The organism is Flavobacterium sp. W20_MBD1_R3, from assembly GCF_052119725.1.
Lineage (GTDB): Bacteria > Bacteroidota > Bacteroidia > Flavobacteriales > Flavobacteriaceae > Flavobacterium.
In genome coordinates this window covers 58,340-81,525 of sequence record NZ_JBGQOR010000009.1, presented here as the reverse complement: position 1 = coordinate 81,525, position 23,186 = coordinate 58,340, and the positions used below count along the sequence as shown (strand labels likewise).

The following is a 23,186-nucleotide window of genomic DNA, read 5'->3' as shown; positions in this document are numbered from 1 at the left end:
ATGAGCTTATTATTTTAAATGTCATTGATCATGATAAAAAAACACGCCAGGTTACCAGAACCTCAACTGAAATCAAGCGGAAAATTTAAACTGTCACATTCTAATTAATTATTGCAAATTTTCTTTGTTACTTATTTATAAAAACCCGCTGTTTTAGGGCATTATACTTTTTATAAAAAACGTAAATACCTCATTAACAATACATTATAAGGTATTATTTTGTAAGAAAATAAGCGTCTTTTTTATATTTGTTAAAAACGATTGCCAGTTGTGAATAACTTTGGGCTTGCGTAAATACAAAACCATTGTATCTTTGAAATGTCAGTTAGGTACTAATAACGAGTATACTAAGACCAATTTTTTTTATTCATTTAATACCCGTAAAACATGGCTATTAAATACAAAGTTCTTCCTAGAAAGAACCCTCGGGACCTAATGGCTCCTGAAAAATTTTATGCTGCTGCAATCGCAGATGGCGATGTAGATTTAGACCGACTAGCAGAGTTGATCTCCTACCAATGTACGGTTACGGCCTCAGACTGTTATGCGGTCTTGTTGTCCTTAGAACACAACATCATTGGAGAACTTGGCCAAGGCCGAATTGTAAAACTAGGCAGACTGGGTAATTTTCAGGTAGGTATCAGTTCCGAAGGAAAGGAAACTGCGGCTGATGTGTCCTCAAGTGCGATTAAAAAAAGTCGTATTCTTTTCCGACCCGGAAAAAAATTACGCAGTATGCTGAATGAGTTATCATTTAGAAAAGCCGGCTAGAACCCCGTAATCAGAAGCATCTGATTGTTGTAAGACCTCGAGTATTCCAGTACTCGAGGTTTTTTTTGGACTATAATCATCGAAAATTATAGCTGTTTCGTCTTGACCAGACTTTTGTTTCGTCAAGACTGGGCAAAAAAAGCGCGCGCACGAGATATTAATTCCGTCTTGATCGATACAAATACCTCCAAACCCCCTTTAAAACCTGTTTTTCGGTTTCTATTTCAACCTCCAATAAAATAAAACATGGAATATTTACGCCAAAAAAAAGCATTTTTAAGTCCGGTTTTGACAAAAAAAGCTCAAAAATACCGGCTAGAACCCCGTTTTTTTGAGCAAATTGATTACCATAAGACCTCGAATAATTCCAGTTATTCGTCGTATTCAAGTCAAAAGTAGTGAAATGTTGTAATATGTGGTGGTATTGTTGATAAATATTTATGTAAAGAATATAGATTCCCTGCTGTTTTTAGTCTTCCTCCGCTACTACAATTAATTAAAATACGTCAGAATTTAATTTTTTTACAACAAAAAAACCTTGTGTATGCCCTTTAGATTCTGGATGAAAGGCTACAAATAATTTTAAAAAAAGATAACGCACCAAGTCCTTGAAATATTGGGATGTAAAAGCTAAATTTGGAGCAATTACATCTCCAATCGTCGCAGATTCAAGAACCTCCAATCCATTGTTTTCTAAATGAAAGCGTACCACATGAGATAAAGGAACGTAAACATGGTGCTCCCGTAAATGTTTGGGCTGAAAAGCATATAAATTATTTTTAAACAAGTATGTAAACTTGCTCTCTGCACTCAATGGATTAGGAGTGGTTAGCACCATATATCCTCCTGTCTCCATATGTTCAGCAATGTTTCGTATCCCTAATTCCGGATTCGAAAGATGCTCCAATACTTCCATAAAAACAACAAAACCAGGAGTTTTAACGTTCTCTGGCGCCTTATGATTAAGGTCCCAAATTGTGGACTCTTCAATTTTTTTGACAAAATCAAACGGCTGCCATTCCAAATTAAACTTTTCGACGATAGGTCTAAACCAACCCCATCCGGAACCAATATCACTGACAACGCGATTCGGCAGTAAATCAACGACGGAACTTAATTTAAGTGCTGCCCAATTCCCTCTGTCTAAATTACTATAATTTTTCATCTGTATTTTTTGATTATTTTAAGGCTTCCAAAACACTCTTGTAGGTGCTAATTTTTGATAAATACTATACTCTTCCGGAGACAGTCGATTGGTATTCTCGATGATTTTTGGTACTGCAAAAATCAAATCTGACAATGCCATAATCAAAGCATATAAGGCTTTAAAATCACCTTTAAACACTTTCAATTCCAATTGCATCCAGATACTATACGCCATTTTCCGGGGAATCATCCAAAGTGGATAAAACAAGAAGTACAAATACCAACCCGACCGTAACGAACGGCGCAGGCGCAGGGTGTAATCTGAACTGTTTTTTCGGGCTTTTACATCCACCCTGTGATGCACTAAAACTTCCGGTAAATAATGAATCTCAATGTTGTTTTTAAACAACTGATAGGAAGCAAAATCTTCCTCTCCATAAAAAATAAACCAAGCTGGATAATCAGGAATAGTCCGCCATGCTTTCATTCGCCATACATGACCACAGCCAACAAATCCCTGAACTCGAGTGGGTGTTTCAGTAGTAGCAACAGTATGAGGTGCTGTTAAGCCCCAAAAAATGCGCAAGGCCAATACCCCACAATTGAGGTTGGCAGTAAAGTAGTCCGCCATAACCGACAAGGCATTTGCTGTTATAAAATGGGCATCATCATCTAATGAAATGGCAAATTCAGTAGTCACTAAATCCAATAATCGGTTTCTGCTGTAAATAAGCCCTTTACTCTCTTTATTCTGAATCAGTTGAATTTCAGGATACTGGTTTTGAACAAAAACAGCAGAATCATCTGTAGAACCGTCATCACAAACAATACACGCTACCCCGTCACAAACTAATAAGGACTGAATTTTAGCTAAAGTAACAGCCAAATCGGTTTTACGGTTTTTGGTAGTTAGCAGTATAGTAAAGGTGGCATGCGTCATCGCTTATTATTTTTTTTCCAAATTATCAATAGTCATTTTTAAATACGAAACCGAAAGATATTCTGCTAAATCACTTCTGTTTAAAAGCAGTTGCTTCGCGTTTTGTTTCCACAAGAGATACAATTCCCCGAGTAATACTGCAATTCTTGATACATCGTCTACTTCTGACCAATACGCATAGTCAGCACCTAATAACCGTTTCGTTTCACTGTAATATGGCGCTAGAGAGAGAATGGCAGTATTAGCGGCAACACAATGCGGAAACTTAGCGGGCAAAAAAGGACTAATTTCTGCTTTTGACTCCAAAATAACATTAACCGATACGTTTTGCTGAAGAAAATACACTATGTCAAAAGGAATTATACCGTTGTGAAAATAGAGTTCTGGACATTTTTTTTGGTATTTTTCCAATAGTTGGGTATGATCGGAAGCAGGCCCAAGCAACAACAATCGCGATTCTTTTACGGCTTCAGGATAATGCCGCAAAAAAAGTTGAAAACCTGCTATCAAACCTTCCGGTGAGCGCTGCTTCATCAAATTACCGGCATGCAGTATGTTGAATTTTGAAACATCAAAATAGGATGGAAAAGAAGAATTCTGAACAACATACTTTGTATTTTGATGGGGAATAACAACTCCACTTTGGGCAAAATCAGGGAAATAACTCGACATCCATTCGTGCAACAACAAACTGGGAAATGCACTATATCTGGCTTTTGTAGAAACTGCCAAAAAAAAGGCTTCTCTGGCTTTATGGCTGGATTCTACCCAATTGTAAGGTCGCGGATAATAATGCGCCGGATACGGATCATGTACATACGCCATCCATTTATCATGTAATTCCGGAAGTTGAAGAACGGAATAATGAGGCCTGAAACTGGCGCCTTTACTCAAGGTTATTACTAAATCAGGCTGAAACTTTTGTTGCTTCAACGCGGCAGTGATACTGCGGGTATCATTATAAAAAGTAAAAGAAAAACCAAACAACTGCTCTAGGAAAGGAGCCGGATTAACCTTTAAATTCCGACTTATAATTCGTTGTATCCGACTTAAAAAACACAGAGGACTGTATTTTATTTCAGGAATTGCATAACAGGAAACACCTTCCAACGAAATGAACTTTTGGGTATAATGATATACTAAAACATCAAATCCCGCTGCTGCCAAATTAGCAATGAGCGCCACATTAGCTTTTGAACCACTGCTGTCTTCAATATTAATGGAATCTACTACAACAAGGATTTTCATTTTAATAGTGTTTTAATAAATAATCGGCAATTTTTTGGGATGCATCACCCGTTCCGTAAGGATTGATGGAAGGTCCAAATCCCGAGAATCCGTCTAAAAAAGAACAAATGGTGGTGCTGATTTTTTGCTGATTGGTACCTACCAAAATAGAAAATCCGGCAGCAGCACCCTCAGGTCGCTCTGATACCGTTCGGGTAACCAAAACAGGTTTCCCTAAGGATGGAGCTTCTTCCTGAATACCTCCAGAATCGGTCACAATCAAAAAAGATTGTTGCATCAACCACACAAAAACAGGATAGGAAACCGGTGGAATCAAATAAATATTTTCGTTATGGGACAATTTCTCATATACAATATCTTTTACATTGGGATTTAAATGTACGGGATAAACTATCGTAACATCCTCCCGTTCTGAAACTGATAAAAGTGCCTCACAAAGGTGCTCAAAACCGGCTCCAAAATTTTCTCTGCGATGCCCTGTGACCAGAACCATTTTTTTATGGGTTGGAATAAGACGCTTCAATCGCTCAATTTCAGGATGCTGATAATGCTCCGTTTCAATTTTTTCAACGGCCAATAATAGTGCATCAATAACGGTATTTCCGGTTTCTACGATAGCAGCCGGAAGGATGCCTTCATTCAATAGATTTTGGGTTGCAGCAGCAGTAGGGGTAAAATGAATATCAGCTATTCTGCTGGTCAACTGCCGGTTCACTTCCTCCGGAAACGGCGCCTTTTTATTATAAGTACGCAAGCCGGCTTCTATATGTCCTACAATTATACCGTTATGAAAGGCGGACAACGCCACCATAGATGAGGTGGTAGTGTCTCCGTGTACCAATACCAAATCAGGTTTTGCAACAGCAAAAACGCCGTCCATACTTGATAAAATAGTGGCACTTAATCCGTTCAAGGTTTGGTTGGGCTGCATTAAATCTAGATCATAATCGGGAACAATGGCAAAAAAATCCAAAACCTGATCCAGCATTTCTCGATGCTGCGCTGTGACACACACTTTTACATCGACATTATTTTTTTGTAGCTCATGAAAAAGCGGAGCCATTTTTATGGCTTCAGGACGGGTTCCAAAACAAAGGAGAATTTTCATGAATTATATTTTTCGGAATGTTATTTTTAATTTATAAACAGACAAACGCAAAGGGAATGTACTATAAAAAAACTGCCATTTTAATTTTTCAAAGATAGACAATTCAAGTAAAGTGATGATTTGTGTAAACAAATTGTACTCCTTAAAGTCGGTTGCCTGGGTTACAAAATAACGAAGTAGCGAAGAAGATAGCAACTGTTTCTCCTTTAAATTTTTAATAACTAACAAAATAGCCTCTTTTTTAGAAGCCCTGCGTATAGGGTTATTACTATAAAATTCTCCAGTATTGGAGTTAGCATGTTTACGATTGTAATACAGGACATTACTAATGACAACTCCCTTAAAGTTTTCCGAAATCAATTTGCTGTAACATTCCCATTCTTCTGCATACAGAAGATTTTCGTTAAATCGGACTCGGTTAAAACAGCTTTTTTTCCACAAAACTGTACAAGAAGCTAAACCGATTTCCTGAGAAACCACTTTATCAATATCGGCTTTGGTAAGATATTGTTGGAATGTTATTGGATTATTTACAATAAGAGGCCGCTCTGTTTCAAAAGCTAATTTTTGATAATGACAAAAGTCCACGTTATTTGTTTCGAGTACTTCCAAACCAATTTTCAAATTCTCAGGATGTACAATATCATCATCATCAAAAAAAATAACATACGCACCCTTTGCCATATCCAGTCCATAATTTCTACAACCCGGCAATCCTTTTTGGTAACTATCGGGACGATGTAAAAATTGCAAACGAAGATCCTGCTTTAGGATAGAGGCTAAGACTTCCGCTGTATCATCTGTCCCTCCATCATCAATAATCAAACACTCCCAATTGACTATGCTTTGATTTTGTATCGTTTCTAAGGTCTCTAAAATAAAATGCGCCCTGTTATAGGTCGCCATGATTATAGTTATTTTAGGTTTCATTTATTTAGAGTAAAGGTTTTTATTTTATTCATTAAACCAATGGAATGAGTATTTCCAATTTTTCGAGCAAAAAAAGCGTCTGATTTTATTAATTTTTCATAATCACTATTGTCTAAAAACGCCGGTTCACTTCCGTTTCTTGCATGCCAATCAATATATCTCAAATTATTGCCTACTACTTTCTTACTAAAAATGGAATTCATGATTACCGTTTGAAAATAAAATTCTTCAGAACATAAGGTATGGTTAAATCTTCTGAGAACAAATGCATTTAGTTTTGTGAACTCCACAACATAACTTAAACAATCTCTACTCAAACTCCACCATGTTGATCCTCCATAAATTTTTGGCATTTTCAAAGAAATTGATCTTTTAAAATTTAATTTTTTCTGCAAATTTATAATTGACTTAATTAATCTATTTTGATATGATATCTTAGCATTTAAAATATCATAAAAATTAAAATATTCTATTCTTTCAAGACCTCCATTACCATTCAGACCAGAATTAGGAATACTGAAAAACTCTATATGTTCCTCCTTTTTATTATCAAAAAACGACCTGAAATAAGAAGCTTTTTTTATAGGATAATCTTGTCCACTGATTAAATGAAAATAGCTGTTTAGTGGATTTTTAAGAGCCTGCTCTGATAAATAAAGAATACTTTTCAAATGGTTTATACCTCCCCAATTAACTTTGTATTTTTGAGAGATTAACTTAACCTGCAGATATGATTGAAACCTTGAAAGTTGAATAGCAGAAACGTTGCTTTTTTTATCGATATGTATATACAATTCAAAATTCTCATCAAAAAATTTAATAATTTCTTCCAAATGATTAAAATCTTTATAAGCTGTTATCAATATTGCTTGTTTCATTTTTATTCTTTTAATTATTTCAAAATAATTTAAACCATCTTAAAGCCTGTAAAATTCGTTTATCAATTTAAAACTCGAATCGTTCTGTTTATTTTTAATCTTTCCATTTTTTCTCTCTTTATTTTTGAGATTAGATGGGGAAACAAAAATATCGAAATGTTTATTTCTACTAAAAAAAACCTAATAAATTATATTTTTTTTACTTAAAAAAGGAATATTTCACTAATGTCTTGATTACATTTTTGTCCAAAAACCGAACGTATTTTTTTAAAATAAATATTGATTTCAAAAAATTATTTTTATAAATAGTATCATTAATCATTATTTCAATTGTTTTTTTCAAAAACACTTTTTCTATTAATTTCTCGTCAGAAAAATTTTGATTTTGCTTCAATACTTTTTTAAAATTTTGAATTTCAATGTCATTAATTACAAGCCATTCAAAATCTATTTTTTGATAATCTAAACTTTTACATAATAATTCTGAAATTTTACTATCATCAGTAAATACAATTGTCTTACAAAAATCAGTATACATTTTACTTATATTTTCCTCCCAAGTTTCTTTCTTTGAATCATTTATTGCAATTTGATTGGTAAGACTTTCACCGTGTTTTCTATAATTATACAATGCACTCTTTACTTGAACATAACGACTGTGTAATACTGCTCGCAACCAAAAATCATAATCCTCTACTAAAAAAAAATTCTCGTTATATCCATTATTCCTTAAGAAAACTTCTTTTTTATACATAAAACAACAGCCAACGAAATTGCCAAAAATTATATTTTCTATCCCGATAAACTCCACTTTTCTGACCCTGTTACCTATATCATCAATTAAAAAAAAATCACTATAAACAATATCCGCTTGTTTTTCTGAAATTGTGTTATATAAAATATCTAATGCGTTTCGTTCATAAAAATTATCATGGCTGGTCCAAGTTATAAAATTACCTTTTGCTGCATTATGACCAATATTTAAACTTGCCGGAAGCTTTTTGTTTTTTTCATTATTAATAACTCTGATTCTATTGTCCAAAGCAGCATAGTGATTAATAATGCCTAAAGTAGCATCTGTAGAACAATCATTAACAATTATTAATTCAATATTTTGATAGGTCTGCTTTAAACAACTTTCAATAGATATCGCAAGATATTTTTCGCCATTGTAAACCGGAAGAATAATACTAATTAATTTCATTTTACTATTTATGTTATGTCAATCAATTATTTCTTGCCTAAAGAGTTGTTTATTATTACTTCTAATTTTTCTATATAAGAAACCATATCATAGGATTTAATATTCTCTAAGTTACGCGTTCCTTCTGTATTTCTTATAGTTTTTGATACAATCAATGCATCTAAGGCACTATACAATTGTGATTCCTCATTTTCTATTAAAAAAATGGAGTCTTTTAACAGTTCAACACAACCAGGATGATTTGTGGCTACTACGGGTAATCCATATAACATATATTCCATTACCGCATTGGGCATACCCTCTATTCTGGACATTAGTACGCCAATATCTAAAACAGTTAACACATCCTCTGCTAAAACATCTGAGAGTAGCTTAACTTTTGAAAATATATTTTTTTCTGTAATCTTCTGAGAAAGGTCGTTGTATTTTTCAATTGTATTACTCGTATTTCCTTTGCTTCCTAAAAAAACTAAATGTATATTTTCATGCTTTTGATTCAATTTTTCAAATACATTTAATAACAAATCATGATATTTTTCTGGTCGATAATGAGCAATCATTCCTATTACAATAGACTCATGTGGTATTTCAATCTGTGTTTTTAATAATTGTTTATCCCTATGCTTGAATTCCATAGAGAGATATTGTGGTAAAATATTCAATTTTCTAGGATTCACTGAATACAAATTTGTAAACATATCTAAACAATTACTCGCATTACCAATAACACAAGGAATGTTATTAACTGCAATACTTTCAAAAATATCGAGGCTGTTTCGATCCAGACCCAATTGATGCCAAAAAGTAAATTGAACCGAAGGCAACATTTTATATAAATAATAAGAAACCTTTGAAGGAAAATTCAAAAAAGGAATGATGATATCGGGCCGATAGGGTTTAATGCCTTTTCGCAATCGGAGAAGGTATTTTACAGACCATACCAATCGTTGAAGATTTTTATAACTAAATTCTCTTTTTAATAATAAATACCCACCTTCAAAATGCAAAATATTTTGAACCTGACATTCTTCAGCAAAATGCTCAAATTCAGCGGTTGTTTCTGGCGAATAGGTTAATAAAACATTAACGGTACAATTATATTTAGTTGTCAAAATTTTCGAAATCCCTAACCCTTGTCGTTCCGCTCCCCCAAGAATTCCTTGGTGTATTACCAATAAAATTTTCTTATTATATAAATCCATACTACGTAATAGTGTAAATAGTTCTTAACTCTTTAACAAAGTAGTGTTACAAATCGTTTATTTTTTTTCTTGAAAACAAAAAAAGCCCGGTTCTAAGAAAAAGGGATGCCGACTTCTTCCCTAATGTAGACTTTTCAAGCTCTGACAATATTTTAAATCGATTCGTTTGAGCCCATTTTCGATGCAAAGCCAATTCATCAAAATCTGAAAGATAACCGCTAAAAAAGTCTTCCATCACCTGTCTTCTTTCTTGCAAATGATTTCCTACTGAACTTATACCATCTGCATAAAAAGTAGATAACGTTTCATTTATTTTCTTATAGCTACAATTGTATTTGAACAATGCCAAAATAAAAAATTTCCAATCAGAAATAATCGCAAACGACTCATCATAAAGTCCAACCGTGACAAACAATTCTTTTTTTATAAAAGTGGTTGGATGAGGTAAAAAATCAAAATACAAATCAGAAAAACGCACTGTATCCGGCGCTGAAAAAACAGAAGGTTTTTCTCTTCCCAGTACCTCCATATCAAAGCAAACCAAATCATAAGAAGTTATATGAGAAACACATTGCGCTAATACCTTATCACCATACAAATGATCCCCACTGTTCAAAAACAACAAATACTCCCCGCTGGCCTTGGTAATACCCTTATTCATCGCATTGTAGATCCCTTTGTCTGGTTCACTGACCCAATAATCAATAGCTTCACTTTGACTCTCTATATAAGCTGCACTACCATCAGTGCTACCGCCATCGATAACAATATACTCAAACCCTTTCCAGGTTTGATGAACCACACTATCCATGGTACGTTTCAACCCATCAAGATTATTATAGTTGATGGTGATTATGGAAATTTTAGGCATATAAGTAATAATTATTAAAAATTTACTTCTCCCTTTACTAGTTGTAGAGAGATGATTAATAAATCATGTTTTTTAGATTTTTTTATTTGTAAAATAATTTTAGTTACTTAACCCGTTGGGTGTAACTAAATTATTTGTGTTTTGATATTATTTATTGGTCTCTCAAAAATAAATTTATTGATGAATTGCACCAAAGTTAATGCTGTTATTTTTGCTAAAATTCTTGTTTTAAAGCCTTGAAAAGATTTCGCGTAATTTCGTCTAATCATAAATTGGTCGCATAATTGAGAGAACAATGTTTCTATTCTTTTTCTTGATTTTCTAAAGATATAAGGTTGTGGTTTATAGTTTTTTTGATTCATCCTTTTTGGTGTTTCTAATTTAACGTTTACCGTTTGAAACAAATCTAATTGTATACTTTCAGACAAATACCCTCTGTCTCCAAGTAACACACAATCAGACATTTGTTGTTTTATATTTTTTAAAAAATTGATATCGTGAACTTCTGCTTTAGTAATGTCTAAAGAATGAAAAACACCAGTTACGGAACAAACTCCGTGAAGTTTATAGCCATAAAACCAACTGTTTTGTGAAGCACAAAATCCTTTGCTAGGAGCAGTCTCGAATTCATTTTTACATATTTTAATTCTGTTGTGTCTTGAGAATTTACAAATTTCTAGAGGCATACTATCCACTATAAAATAATCTTCAAATTCTAAAAACCGAGAAGCCAATTTTGTTCTAACTTCTTCTGAAAAGAAAAACAATTTTCTTCTTCTTTTATTGAACTGACTACGCTCAATAAGATTAGGAATTTCATTGGAGTTAATCTGTTTAAAAAGTGAGTTTTCACTATCAATAGACATAAATTCAGCAGTTAAACTCAATGCAACTACTTCTAAATCAGACATTTTTTGTTTTCTGCCAACATCTGATTTGAATTCTAATTCACAATTCAAAGAACTTAAAACTTCTAAAACTCTTAAATAATTTTTTATTATATTTGACATAGATATTGTTTGTTTTGCGACTTCAAGATACTGAATTTCAGTATCTTGAGCAATATCTAATCAATATTTTTTACCTCAAATAATTACACCCAACGGGTTTACTTACTATTCTACAAAAGAGCTTTAAAATTCAAAACAACATCGAAGCGTATATCAAGAATAACAATATTGAATACAACTATATATTAATTCAATTTTTCGTTTATGTTAAATTTTAGCTCTTCATTATTAAATTATCTGATATACCTACACCATTTAGTACATTTTTGAACATTAAGCATACAATTGTCCACAACAATTATTTATAAATACTTTATCAAATATAAATATTCCATAAAAGCACTAGGGCTCTTACTTATCCAATCATTTTTTACGTCTTAATTGTGATAATACATTTAACAAAAAACTAATATGATATTTTGTTAGTGGGTTTAACAAAAATAATCTACCCCATACTTTAAAAGCTTCAAATGTCATTCCTAAACTCACACTTTTGTTAATATATTCTTTTGCATTTTTTATTTCATGATCTTTATTTTCTTTATTGTTATATAAAGTTAGCGGTAAAAACTCGCTATACAATTTATGAATTTGGTATGTAGATTTCACCCAATCACTGTTTAAATTTCCAACAGAATAATGCTCAACTATAATTTCATTTGTGCCTATAATTTTATATCCTGCTTTTAATACCTCTAATGAAATATTTAAATCATAATTATGAAATCCTTTTAAGAAAGTATTGAAATAAACGTGACATTCTTTTTTCATCGCCATAAAAAAGCCATCAATTACAACCAACTCTTCTCTTGGTTTTTCAAATCCAAAAAACCAATTTTCTTTTTTGTCTTTAGAAACATGTTGAATTAAATTATAAACACTTTCATCTTCATGACAATTAAACCATGCCGAAGGCATTTTGGTTTTAACTTTTGATCCTGCCAATCCAATTAATCCGATTTTTTCATCTGAATTATAGATAGATTCTAAAATACAGCCCCAATCCTCCGTATGAAAAAGTATATCGTCATGGATAAAACATAGGCATTCTCCTAAACTTTTTTCAATTCCTAAATTATAAGCCTCAAAAATAGAATATTTATTCTCAGAATTATCGATAACAATTAATTCATATTCACAACCAATTGTATTTTTGATATTCTCGGATAAGTCGTTACTGATTATTTGGGTTCGGCAACAGATTATAATAGAAATCATCTTACTATTCTTAATTTACTTAAGATTTTTATCATTATTTTATTTTTTTTAAAAAAAAGTTTCATTTTATTCCTTTCTTTCTCATTTCTTAAAAAATATTGAGTATTTACAATTGCATTACTGCTATAAAATAAATATTTTTTTAAATGCTTTTTGTAAATATAATTTTCTGTTTCTTGTAATAACTCTAGATTACTATTTATTTCTACATCCATTGAAATATCTTTTTGTCTGTAAAAAAAACCTACATAATCTAATCTCAAAACTCTACAATCCTTATTTAATATTGACAACCAAAAATCCCAATCTTCTCTTCCATACTTAAGATTTTCATCATAACCATCTACACTTTCCCAATCACTTTTTTTAAAAAAAGCAGAACAAAATATTTGATTATTAAACAAGATATCCTCATAAGAATAATCACTTAACAACCATGGTTCAACTCTATTTCCAAAAAAATAAGCTTGACAATATATTATTTTGTAGTCTTTATCAAAATATATTTGAGCTTTATCAAGATATTCACTTGCAATTCTATCATCAGCGTCTAACGGTAAAATATATGCTCCTTTTGCAATTTTAATCCCCGCATTCCTGGCACTACTTAATCCGCCATTTTCTTTTTTCAAATAAACAAAACGACTATCTTTTGAAACCCATTTATTGGTGACTTCTTCCGTATGATCTGGACTACCGTCATTCACTATAATACATTCCCAATTCATGTAGATTTGTTCAAATACTGATTGCAAAGCCTCGTCCAAATATTGGGCTTGATTGTAACAGGGAACGATGATGGAAACTAATGGTATATTCATATTCTGCCTATCATTAACAAAAGTAAACTTTTCATTTTGAGTTCAACTCTATGGAATGGATTGATAGAAATTGCTTTCCACAAAAAATAATACTTAGCGCTATATTTATTCGTGTGCTTCGCATTTTCAAATCTGCTAAGATAATAATTAGAGGCATACTCCTCAATATCTTTTTTTGAAAAATTCTCAATTTGTAAATGCGAACGTTTTCTTCTTTTGTAGGCTTTCATCATAGCGTAAAAGTGCCAATATTGTGCTTTAAATACATTTTTATTGGCAGAAATACTATTTTGATGAATTCGGTAACGATACAACACTTTATCTAAAAACAAATGCCTGCCCTGTTCTTCCATTTTATAATACAAGTCCTGGTCTACTGCGCGTGTCATAAATGGATCAATTCCTTCTGCTTGTTTATATTTATCTTGTTTGAAAGTGGCAAAATGAGTCATAGCGCCATTTCCGTAAGTCAAATAGGATTGATTTTCAGGAATGGCACTGCCGTGTGAACCATTTTCAATAAAATTCATTTTCAAATCAACCAACTGATACTTAGAAGTAATAATAGCTACCTCTTCAAATTTCTCATGCAAAATTACCATTTGAAATAATGCATCATCCATTAATGCATCATCCGGGTCTAAAAATCCTGAAACTTCTCCAATGGCCAACATAGCACATCTGTTTTTAGTATAACCACAGCCTTTGTTTTCTTCATTGAAAAAAATTCTGAAACGTGTATCATTTCCTATACTTTGTTGCATCACTGCCACTGAATCATCGGTAGAACAATCATCAACAATAACCACCTCCCAATTAGTATAGGTTTGCGCTAGTATGCTTTGATAACAATCCTTAAAAAAATGGCCGTTGTTATAATTAGCAATGAGTATGGAGAACAACATTATCTATAATATTTAATTACTAATCTTTTCCAACTGCAAAAGATAATGGGATCCGATGAGTATCCGCAAGACCTTATGTTTTTTCCCAAAAATACTATCTAACGGCTCCTCAACAAGAGAAGCCCGGTTAAACATAGGTATAATTATGGAAACCAGCGGGAGTGTCACGGGCAATACGGTATCAATCATTGGAAAACGGCTTTACAATCGTAAAAATACTCTTATTTTCCAACAATAAAGGCGTTTCAGTAAAAAGACCGCTAGTCCCTGCTCACCTCACTCCATTTAATTTACACTACTCAGTGTTCACCATTATAAAAGGAAAAAATATCTTTATCTAAAAAAACAAGCGCTAACACACTAAACAAGAAACACATGACAAAGATAACTGCTCCTTTTAAAATCTCCAAACTCAATTTCATGGATACCACCGAAGGTAATTTCGTTCGGAAGGCAACGATAAAAAAATGACCTCCAAATAATTTAACGACAACCCCGTTTATGATCTTATCCGGAATAACAGACTGGAAATGGGATGCGCTGCTAAAAAGCAGTCGTATTCCGGCAGTTGCCCTCACAATTCTACCGGCAATCCAAAGACATGAGTTTTGCCAGCAGAGCCAATAAAATAATTGATGAAATACTCAAGGAAGACCTAATAAATCTAAAAGGAAAACGCAATTTTGAATAGGCAACCCAACCTCCTTTCTGGCAAGAAATCCTTAATGGTTTTGAAGGCAACAAAAACCGCCCACTAACCAAGACAGTGCTAACCGGATACCTGCAAAAACGCTAAACCCAATCCATAGAAATCCAGGATTTCCACCCGGCACTCCATCTCAACTGGCCCGATGAAGCTAGCCATACCGATATCGCGATGGCCACTGCCTGTTGGAATCCCATCAACATTTTGTTCTATACCTGCTACAGTCCCGAAATTCAGCTCCCCAAAAAGGCTGAATCCCAAATCCTGAGGCTACATACTGAAGATTTAAAAGGGGGACGGCCTTTTGCTCACTTTTCTATTGATGGATTTCACAAAAAAAGAACGTCGGAAATACAACCTAATCCAGCGCCGAAACAATACCGTTACCCTGATCGACTGCCAATACCCGAAGGAGCAGGCTACCGTTTAGCAGGGGGATTGGAACAGTGCAGATTAAAAGTGGACAAAATCACTAACTGTAGCGAATCCGACAGCTCAAATTGCTTCGATTAAACGAGCAACAACGCATCAATAACCTGCAAATGCTTTTCCATAGTGAAGTTAGATTGGATTCGTTCTTTCCCATTTGAGCCTAGTTGCATCGCCAATGCGCTATTTCCTAGAAGCAGCATCATTTTTTCTGCCATAGCCTCCACATCATGCTCCGAAACTAAAAAACCGGTATCACCATCAATGATTACATCCGGAATACCGGCATGAATCGTGGCGATTACAGGCAGTCCCGCAGCACTGGCTTCCAAAACAGCGACTGGAGTCCCCTCCTGATCTCCTGAAAGGGCTGTAATCGAATGTTGCACAAAGGCCAATGAGGTGGATAAATAACCTTTGAATTGCTCTTGGGTGAGTATCCCCGGTAAAGAAACACGATCCTCAACTTTTAAATAGCGAATTAAATTATGGCATACTTCATACAGCTCCCCTTTTCCTCCGATTAGGAGTTGAGCGTTGGGATACTGTTTCAAAACCTGACTAAAAGCCAAAATGGTATAATAAGGTGCTTTCTTATCTACAAAACGACCCAGTCCGATAAAAGTAGGGGTTGAAAAAGCGGGTTGCACCTCGATAAAGGAAGGATGGGGACCGCACGGGTTATAAACCACTTTTTCTTTTGGACACCCGAGTCGAATGAGCTTCTCTTGCATGGCAACAGAAACCGCAATCACTGAGGTACTATACGCAAAAACATCGCTATAGTTGTTGCAGTTGTCGATAACAGTTTGGATAGAGGCGTCATAACCATGGAAATGGGTAATCAAGGGAAGATGCAAATGGCGACAAATTTTAACGATACGATGGGCTGTGGTGCCATACTGTGCCAAAACCACTTGTATTTTGTGCTGCTGCAGAGAATGAATAAAGGCAGTTTCTTCTGCATTAAATGAGGCCAGTCCTAGCTTTCGTTGCAGCTTATTGCATAGCCGAATGGAGCGACTCATTAATTTTCCATGATGTTCCAAATGCGTAGGCAAACTTCCTCCGTAATAATAAAACACGTTCCCCTGCAAGCCGTTCTTCTGTTCCTGAATAAAGGTCTCCGAATAGGCGTTGTGAGAGGGCGAAACCATCGCTATATTATTTCTTTGCAATTCCATATAATCCTGTTATCATTTGCCCTTCTTTAAAAGTTATCTCTCCGGTTCTATCCATTTTTATCAGAAAACGAATTATGGGTTTCAAAATTACGGATAGCCATTTGCGTTTCGTTTCCGACATCGGGCTTCTTCGTACCCACAACCCCAGCATCTGAGCCATAGCGGCATGCCACCCACCTGTTGCTCGTATTTCTATTCCATGAAACCCTGAGTTTTTCAGGTGACGTGCTAATGAAAAAGGCGTATAGCGGTATTCATCATGGGGTACTTCGTGCAAATTCCATAAAAAAGGTACCGTAAAAAAGAAAACACCTTCCGGTTTTAATATTCTAAACACTTCTTTCAATACTATCTCAGGCTCCGGACAATGTTCTAAAACTTCGGTTCCAAAAGCACAATCAAACGCATTGTTTTCAAACGGCATTGTCTCTCCATCCCAAATAAAATCTGGTTGTACAGCTGAATCATATTCCAGCGCACTTTCTATGTCTAAACCAACATACGTAGTGATAGTACTGTTTTCTAAAACATAGTTTTTATACGGCATTTTTCCACAGCCTATATCCAGTAAATCACCCTGAAATAACGGTAAACTTTTCTTTAACGAATTAAATATAGAAGTTCTGACATAGTACCGGTCTAGATTTGCTGCAGTAAAAGGAATATTTATGAAATCTTTATCCATTAGTTAATTTTGATTGAAAATAAATATTCCCCCAGTCTTTAGGCCATTTATTTATAGGAGTCTTTAAATCTTCTTTATGTGTTATTTCAAAAGGTAACAATTCATAAACAATATCATATTCATTATTACCAACTTCCTCATCACCATTTCCTATTGAAAATGCAAAATAATAACTTCCTCTTGAAAGATTATGATCAATTAGACTTACTTCTAAATTTAACACTTTAGCATTTTCATAATTTTCTGTATTATTTGTGAAAAAAGTTCCTATTTTATACTCATCGGAAGTAAAAATAGATCCTGCAATTCTGAAACATTTAATAGGCTTATTAAATTCAACTTTGAAATTTAACCTTATTGGATTAGCACTTGTAAAACAATTTTCATATAGTGGATTTAATAAAGTAATAGCCAAAATTTGAATCTCTTTAGTTGTTTTAAATTTACGATGCTTATCACTTATTAAAACTGTATTTTCTGCTGATTTTATTTTGTTTAAATTTAAATAATAATTTATAGAATCTATAGTTTCTCCATCAAAAACCACCTTCCCATTCTCCAAAACAATACCCCTCGTACACAATTGTTTCACGGCCGCCATATTATGACTCACAAACAAAACCGTTCTCCCCCCAGTTCTGGAAATATCCTGCATCTTACCAATCGCTTTCTTCTGGAACTCGGCATCGCCTACGGCCAAAACCTCATCCACAATCAAAATTTCAGGTTCCAGAAACGCGGCTACAGCAAAAGCCAATCGCACATACATTCCGCTGCTGTATCGTTTTACGGGTGTATCAATATAGCGTTCGCAACCGGAGAACTCAATGATCTCGTCAATCTTCGATTTGATTTCCTTTTTGGTCATCCCTAAAATAGCCCCATTGAGGTAAATATTTTCCCTACCGGTCATTTCGCCATTAAATCCGGTTCCTACTTCGAGCAAGGAAGCCACACGACCGCCAAACTTAATGCTTCCCGTTGTAGGTGCCGTAACGCGGGATAATATTTTGAGCAAGGTAGACTTTCCGGCGCCATTCTTGCCGATAATCCCTAGAATTTCTCCCCGTTCTACTTCAAAGTTAATATCCTGCAATGCCCAGACATAGTCACTCGTGCCTTTGGTACTGCGGTCATTGGTATCGCCAATTTTGAGATACGGGTTTTCTTTACCGCGTATCTGATGCCACCAGCGGTTCAAATCGTGCGCCATTGTACCAGTACCCACTTGGCCCAGACGGTATTGCTTAGAGATGTTTTCGGCTTTTAATATAATGTCTTTCATAATTTGTGAGAAGTGAATTGTGAAAAGTGAATAGAAAGCAACTTCCTATCTATTCACAATTCCGTTTCATTTTACTCGTTTTTAGCTATATAATATTTTCTTTTTTTAATTTTTACGTAAGATTCTTTATCACATTCTACGATCCTCTTCTCACCTTTCACCACTCACAATTCACTTTCCACTTCTCACCATTCACTTTTCACTTCTTATTTATATAATTCTTAAATCCAATCAAAAGTTTTTTGACCGTAATAAGTTGCAAATCAAAGTTATCTTCTTTTGCGACAAAACCTAAGCGTATTGCAATTAAATATTGCGTTTCTAACTCTGAAAGTGACCCTATGGAAATATACAGAAACTGCATTAGCTCCTTATCTCCTTTTCTTGCGGCTCCTTCGGCAATGTTAGATGGAATAGAAACAGCTGCTCTTCTCATTTGAATGGTCAAACCATACTTCTCAGTATCTGGAAACATTTGTGTAATTTGGTAAACTGTAACTACTAAATCCATGCTCTTCTTCCAGACCTCCAAATCTTTATGATCCATATCTTTTTTATTTAGTGAGTAGTGAGTAGTGAATAATGACTAGTGAATAGTGGGTAGTGGGTAGTGAGTAATGAGTAATGAGTCGTGAATAGTGAGTAGTGAGTGGGTAGTTAATGGGAAGATCGTGCTATAAAGGAACATATTTGTTCCTAGTTCACTTTTCACTTCTTATATTCACTTCTCACTACGCACTTTTAACAATTCACTTTTCTATTCACCACTCACCCCTCACTTTTCACTTTTCACTTTCTCTCTACTCACAACTTTTTACTTTTTTTTTCATCGAGCGCAGTCGAAACACAACAACGGTTCTCGACTGCGCTCGAACTGACATTTGTGTTGACTTATTATTACTTGTTATTACTAGCGATACCAACTAAACACTATCTTGAAAGGCGCTCCTTTTAAATTGTAATCTCTCCCCACAATTCACCATCATCCTGAGCCTGTCGAAGGACACGTCTCACCATTCATCTCTCACCATTCACCACCATTCACCTCTCACCACAATTCACCTCTCACCATCATCCTGAGCCTGTCGAAGGACACTTCTCACCACTCACCATTCACCATCATCCTGAGCCTGTCGGAGGACACTTCTCACCTCTCACAATTCACCATCATCCTGAGCCTGTCGAAGGACACTTCTCACCACTCACCATTCACCATCATCCTGAGCCTGTCGAAGGACACTTCTCACCACTCACCATTCACCATCATCCTGAGCCTGTCGAAGGACACCACTCACCATTCACCACTCACCAATTCACACTAAAAACCTCATCTTTTCATTTTCAACACACATCCCAACGATTCCAAAACCAGCACATAATGTGTATTGGTCATTTCTTGGACGGTGGCTTTTTGAGCAGTAAAAGGTCCCGATTCTAATTGTATCGTTTCTCCTATTTGGTACGAAGACACGGTGAGATCAACAGTATCCGAAGTATTGAGCCATTTCTTGATGACATCAATCTCTTCATCACGCACGATTGCAGGTTTTCCTAACCAAAACAAATAGCGGACTGCACCAACGGATTGAAAAACTACATTCCGTTCTGCTTCCGTTAAGTGAACAAAAACATAAGAATTAAAAAGAGGCACTTCCACTTTTTTCTTGCGGTCAGACCATTGTCGCATTTGGATAATCAAAGGACAGTAGCATTCCACACCCATCTTTTGTAATTGTTCTGCTACTTTTTTCTCCCATTTGGGCTTTGTATAGACTACATACCAGTTCATCTTATATCTTGTATTGCCGTAAAATTAGTTCTCCCTATCCGAATTCAGACTATACTTTTCGAGTTATTTATTTAAAAACAATCTCGATACACATCACTTGGAGTTCGAAGCGTATCGAGACGTTTTGTTCTGTTTCACTACTTGAAAACTACTCGTAACCCGCTGAGCACAATTAGCATTTAACGGTTTAACCATATAAAGTTTAATCGTTTAACCGTTTAATCGCTTAACCCTTCACGATCCTATCGCCTGATACACAAAACCAATTGCTTGTAATTCCGGACCATTAAGCAAATTCCTGCCATCAAATACAAAGGCGGGTTTCTGCATAGAATCGTATATTTTTTGCCAGTCGTAGTGAATAAATTCATCCCATTCAGTCAGTATTGCGATTGCGTGAGCATTTTCACAGGCTTCGTACGGATCCAAAAAGGAACGCACGCTATTAGCATTCGCATCAGCATTTCTGGTATCTAAATAATTTAAGTCATCCAGCACTTTTTTAGCCGAAACTTTAGGATCATAAACCGCAATATTTGCGTGCTCATTGATCAGATCATCGGCTACATAAATAGCAGCAGATTCCCGGGTATCATTCGTATCTTTTTTGAACGCCCAACCCAGAAACGCAATTTTCTTGCCAGAAACGGTGTTGTAAAGCGTTTGAACGATGGTATTAGAGAAACGTCTTTTTTGATGGTCATTCATGATGATGACTTGCTCCCAATAATCAGCAACGGCATCTAATCCGTATGATTTTGCAATGTAAACCAAATTCAAAATGTCTTTTTGAAAACAAGAGCCCCCAAAACCAACAGATGCTTTTAGAAACTTAGATCCAATCCTACTGTCCATTCCAATTGCTTTCGCAACTTCGTTGACATCAGCACCTGTTTTTTCGCACAGTTCCGATAAGGCATTGATCGACGAAATTCGCTGTGCTAGAAAAGCATTGGCGGTAAGCTTCGACAACTCAGAAGACCAAACATTAGTAGTTAATATTTTATCGGCTGGTACCCAATTTGAATATACATCAACAAGAGCCTGAATCGCTTTTTTACCTTCCTGTGAAGGATCGCCTCCAATTAGAATTCGATCCGGTTGCAACAAATCAGCTACCGCAGTTCCCTCTGCTAAAAACTCTGGGTTAGAAAGGATTTGGAATTGTACTCCATTTCCGGTATTATCAAGAATACTTTTGATCGCTTCTGCAGTTCGCACCGGAAGTGTCGATTTCTCCACCACTATTTTATTGTCTTTGGCCACACGTGCAATTTGTCTGGCGCAAAGCTCTATGTATTTTAAATCCGCCGCCATGCCCTTACCCTTACCATAGGTTTTAGTAGGTGTATTCACGGATATAAATATAATCTGTGCTTCGTCTATGGCTTTGTCTACATCAGTAGAAAAAAACAAGTTTCTTCCCCGTGCTTCGGCAACAATAACATCTAATCCAGGCTCATAAATAGGAATATTGGCTGTGTCGGTATCATTCCAAGCCGCAATGCGCTCTTCGTTTAAATCAACAACAGTGACTTGTATTTCTGGACATTTTTGAGCAATTACCGCCATCGTTGGGCCACCAACATATCCAGCTCCGATGCAACATATTTTTGTGATTTTCATTCTTTTATTTTTTATTCCCTATTTACTATTCTCGTGTTACTATTTGTCAATTTTACGGCTCACCTTCATCCTGAGCTTATAAAATGACACTTTCATTTAATCGTTTATTGTTTTATTGCTTCAAATTTTCCCAATACCATTGTACCGCAACTTTCAGTCCTTCTTGCATAGAAAATTTTGGATCATAACCCAGCATGCCTTTTGCTTTAGCGATACTAGCCAAAGAATGTGGAATATCGCCCGCTCTGTTGGGACCGTATACAACAGGAACATTCGCAATTTCAGGATTATACTCTGCTAAAAATTCTTTTAAATATCCAACTAAATCATTCAACGTATTTCGGTCACCGCAGGCAGTGTTATAAACAGTATTAACAGCTTGCGGATTTTGTGTCAACATAGCCAATTCATTCATTTGGATGACATTATCGATATAAGTGAAATCACGGGAATAATTGCCGTCTCCGTTTATGTTTGGACTTTCGAGCTGCATGAATTGCATCACAAATTTAGGAATAACGGCGGCATACGCACCATTAGGGTCTTGTTTCCGACCAAAAACATTAAAATAACGCAGTCCAATTGTTTCTAAACCATAGGTTGTGCTAAAAATTCCGGCATACAACTCATTGACATATTTAGTTATCGCATACGGAGAAAGTGGTTTGCCAATTACCTCTTCTACTTTTGGCAATGCTTCTGAATCGCCATAAGTAGAGGAACTTGCTGCATACACAAACCGTTTTACTTTTTCGTCTCTGGCTGCTACCAGCATATTCAAAAATCCGGATACATTCACATCATTCGTAGTCACGGGATCATTTATAGAGCGAGGAACAGATCCTAAGGCCGCTTGATGCAGAACATAATCTGCTCCTTTGACTGCTTTTTGACAGTCCTGCGGATTGCGAATATCACCTTCTATCAAACGAAAATTAGGATGGTTGATGATGGCGTTTAAATTATGTAAGTGCCCCGTGGCAAAATTGTCTAAGCAAACAACATTATAGCCTTTAGACAGAAAATATTCTCCCAAATTGGAGCCTATAAAACCCGCGCCTCCGGTAATTAACACTGTTTTTTTTATCTCTTCTTTCATTTGCTTTTTCTGTATTAAAAAAATAACTCGCCACAAGCTGAAAAGCTTATCGTTTTTGTTAGCAGGCTTACGGTCTAAACGGACATAATCAGAAATTATTTGCCACAGATTTCAAAAATCATTACAAATTA

The 23,186-nt window shown here is 35.1% G+C and carries 21 protein-coding genes; 1 reads left to right on the top strand and 20 read right to left on the bottom strand.

Annotated features, from left to right (window positions below):
• Positions 1-387 precede the first annotated feature (387 nt).
• Positions 388-771 (top strand): HU family DNA-binding protein, encoded by a 384-nt coding sequence (locus tag ACEN2F_RS12170; RefSeq protein ID WP_441739423.1) that lies wholly within the window; start codon positions 388-390, stop codon positions 769-771.
• A gap of 496 nt (positions 772-1,267) precedes the next feature.
• On the opposite strand, the gene ACEN2F_RS12165 is transcribed toward ACEN2F_RS12170, so the two are convergent.
• The 20 genes from ACEN2F_RS12165 to ACEN2F_RS12070 all read right to left on the bottom strand — a co-directional run bounded on the left by ACEN2F_RS12165 (position 1,268) and on the right by ACEN2F_RS12070 (position 23,055).
• On the bottom strand, positions 1,268-1,936 hold the full coding sequence (locus tag ACEN2F_RS12165; RefSeq protein ID WP_441739421.1) for a methyltransferase domain-containing protein: 669 nt from the start codon (positions 1,934-1,936) through the stop codon (positions 1,268-1,270).
• A gap of 18 nt (positions 1,937-1,954) precedes the next feature.
• Positions 1,955-2,857, bottom strand: coding sequence for a glycosyltransferase family 2 protein (locus tag ACEN2F_RS12160; protein ID WP_441739419.1), 903 nt, complete (start codon positions 2,855-2,857; stop codon positions 1,955-1,957).
• 6 nt (positions 2,858-2,863) lie between these two features.
• Positions 2,864-4,105: a UDP-glycosyltransferase gene (locus tag ACEN2F_RS12155; protein ID WP_441739417.1), complete on the bottom strand. Its 1,242-nt coding sequence runs from the start codon at positions 4,103-4,105 to the stop codon at positions 2,864-2,866.
• Position 4,106: 1 nt separating this feature from the next.
• Positions 4,107-5,213, bottom strand: a complete 1,107-nt coding sequence (gene wecB, locus ACEN2F_RS12150; protein ID WP_441739415.1) for a non-hydrolyzing UDP-N-acetylglucosamine 2-epimerase — start codon at positions 5,211-5,213, stop codon at positions 4,107-4,109.
• A 3-nt stretch (positions 5,214-5,216) separates the two neighbouring features.
• Positions 5,217-6,143 carry a glycosyltransferase family 2 protein gene (locus ACEN2F_RS12145; RefSeq protein ID WP_441739413.1) on the bottom strand — a complete coding sequence of 309 codons (927 nt, stop codon included), beginning with the start codon at positions 6,141-6,143 and terminating at the stop codon, positions 5,217-5,219.
• A complete protein-coding gene (locus tag ACEN2F_RS12140; RefSeq protein WP_441739411.1) occupies positions 6,140-7,021 on the bottom strand; it encodes a beta-1,6-N-acetylglucosaminyltransferase in 882 nt (293 codons plus the stop codon). The genes ACEN2F_RS12145 and ACEN2F_RS12140 overlap by 4 nt, the downstream gene beginning before the upstream one ends.
• Before the next feature lie 199 nt (positions 7,022-7,220).
• Entirely contained in the window at positions 7,221-8,225 is a 1,005-nt protein-coding gene (locus ACEN2F_RS12135; protein WP_441739409.1) for a glycosyltransferase family 2 protein, read from the bottom strand.
• Positions 8,226-8,251: 26 nt separating this feature from the next.
• Positions 8,252-9,427 carry a glycosyltransferase gene (locus ACEN2F_RS12130; protein ID WP_441739407.1) on the bottom strand — a complete coding sequence of 392 codons (1,176 nt, stop codon included), beginning with the start codon at positions 9,425-9,427 and terminating at the stop codon, positions 8,252-8,254.
• A gap of 46 nt (positions 9,428-9,473) precedes the next feature.
• Positions 9,474-10,298, bottom strand: coding sequence for a glycosyltransferase family 2 protein (locus ACEN2F_RS12125; protein ID WP_441739405.1), 825 nt, complete (start codon positions 10,296-10,298; stop codon positions 9,474-9,476).
• A 125-nt stretch (positions 10,299-10,423) separates the two neighbouring features.
• Entirely contained in the window at positions 10,424-11,308 is an 885-nt protein-coding gene (locus ACEN2F_RS12120; RefSeq protein WP_441739403.1) for an IS982 family transposase, read from the bottom strand.
• A 363-nt stretch (positions 11,309-11,671) separates the two neighbouring features.
• Complete coding sequence (locus ACEN2F_RS12115; protein ID WP_441739401.1) at positions 11,672-12,526, bottom strand: glycosyltransferase; 855 nt, start codon at positions 12,524-12,526, stop codon at positions 11,672-11,674.
• Positions 12,523-13,347 carry a glycosyltransferase family 2 protein gene (locus tag ACEN2F_RS12110; RefSeq protein WP_441739399.1) on the bottom strand — a complete coding sequence of 275 codons (825 nt, stop codon included), beginning with the start codon at positions 13,345-13,347 and terminating at the stop codon, positions 12,523-12,525. The genes ACEN2F_RS12115 and ACEN2F_RS12110 overlap by 4 nt, the downstream gene beginning before the upstream one ends.
• A complete protein-coding gene (locus ACEN2F_RS12105; protein ID WP_441739397.1) occupies positions 13,344-14,252 on the bottom strand; it encodes a glycosyltransferase family 2 protein in 909 nt (302 codons plus the stop codon). Before ACEN2F_RS12105 ends, ACEN2F_RS12110 begins: the two co-directional genes overlap by 4 nt.
• A gap of 1,215 nt (positions 14,253-15,467) precedes the next feature.
• Positions 15,468-16,571: a glycosyltransferase gene (locus ACEN2F_RS12100; protein WP_441739395.1), complete on the bottom strand. Its 1,104-nt coding sequence runs from the start codon at positions 16,569-16,571 to the stop codon at positions 15,468-15,470.
• Positions 16,552-17,256: a class I SAM-dependent methyltransferase gene (locus ACEN2F_RS12095; protein ID WP_441739394.1), complete on the bottom strand. Its 705-nt coding sequence runs from the start codon at positions 17,254-17,256 to the stop codon at positions 16,552-16,554. Before ACEN2F_RS12095 ends, ACEN2F_RS12100 begins: the two co-directional genes overlap by 20 nt.
• Positions 17,249-18,541 carry an ABC transporter ATP-binding protein gene (locus ACEN2F_RS12090; RefSeq protein WP_441739392.1) on the bottom strand — a complete coding sequence of 431 codons (1,293 nt, stop codon included), beginning with the start codon at positions 18,539-18,541 and terminating at the stop codon, positions 17,249-17,251. Before ACEN2F_RS12090 ends, ACEN2F_RS12095 begins: the two co-directional genes overlap by 8 nt.
• A gap of 199 nt (positions 18,542-18,740) precedes the next feature.
• Complete coding sequence (locus ACEN2F_RS12085; RefSeq protein WP_441739391.1) at positions 18,741-19,088, bottom strand: four helix bundle protein; 348 nt, start codon at positions 19,086-19,088, stop codon at positions 18,741-18,743.
• A gap of 780 nt (positions 19,089-19,868) precedes the next feature.
• Positions 19,869-20,330 (bottom strand): UpxY family transcription antiterminator, encoded by a 462-nt coding sequence (locus ACEN2F_RS12080; RefSeq protein ID WP_441739389.1) that lies wholly within the window; start codon positions 20,328-20,330, stop codon positions 19,869-19,871.
• Between the two features lie 234 nt (positions 20,331-20,564).
• Positions 20,565-21,956: a UDP-glucose 6-dehydrogenase gene (locus ACEN2F_RS12075; RefSeq protein ID WP_441739388.1), complete on the bottom strand. Its 1,392-nt coding sequence runs from the start codon at positions 21,954-21,956 to the stop codon at positions 20,565-20,567.
• Between the two features lie 112 nt (positions 21,957-22,068).
• A complete protein-coding gene (locus ACEN2F_RS12070; RefSeq protein WP_441739386.1) occupies positions 22,069-23,055 on the bottom strand; it encodes an SDR family oxidoreductase in 987 nt (328 codons plus the stop codon).
• Between the last annotated feature and the right edge of the window lie 131 nt (positions 23,056-23,186).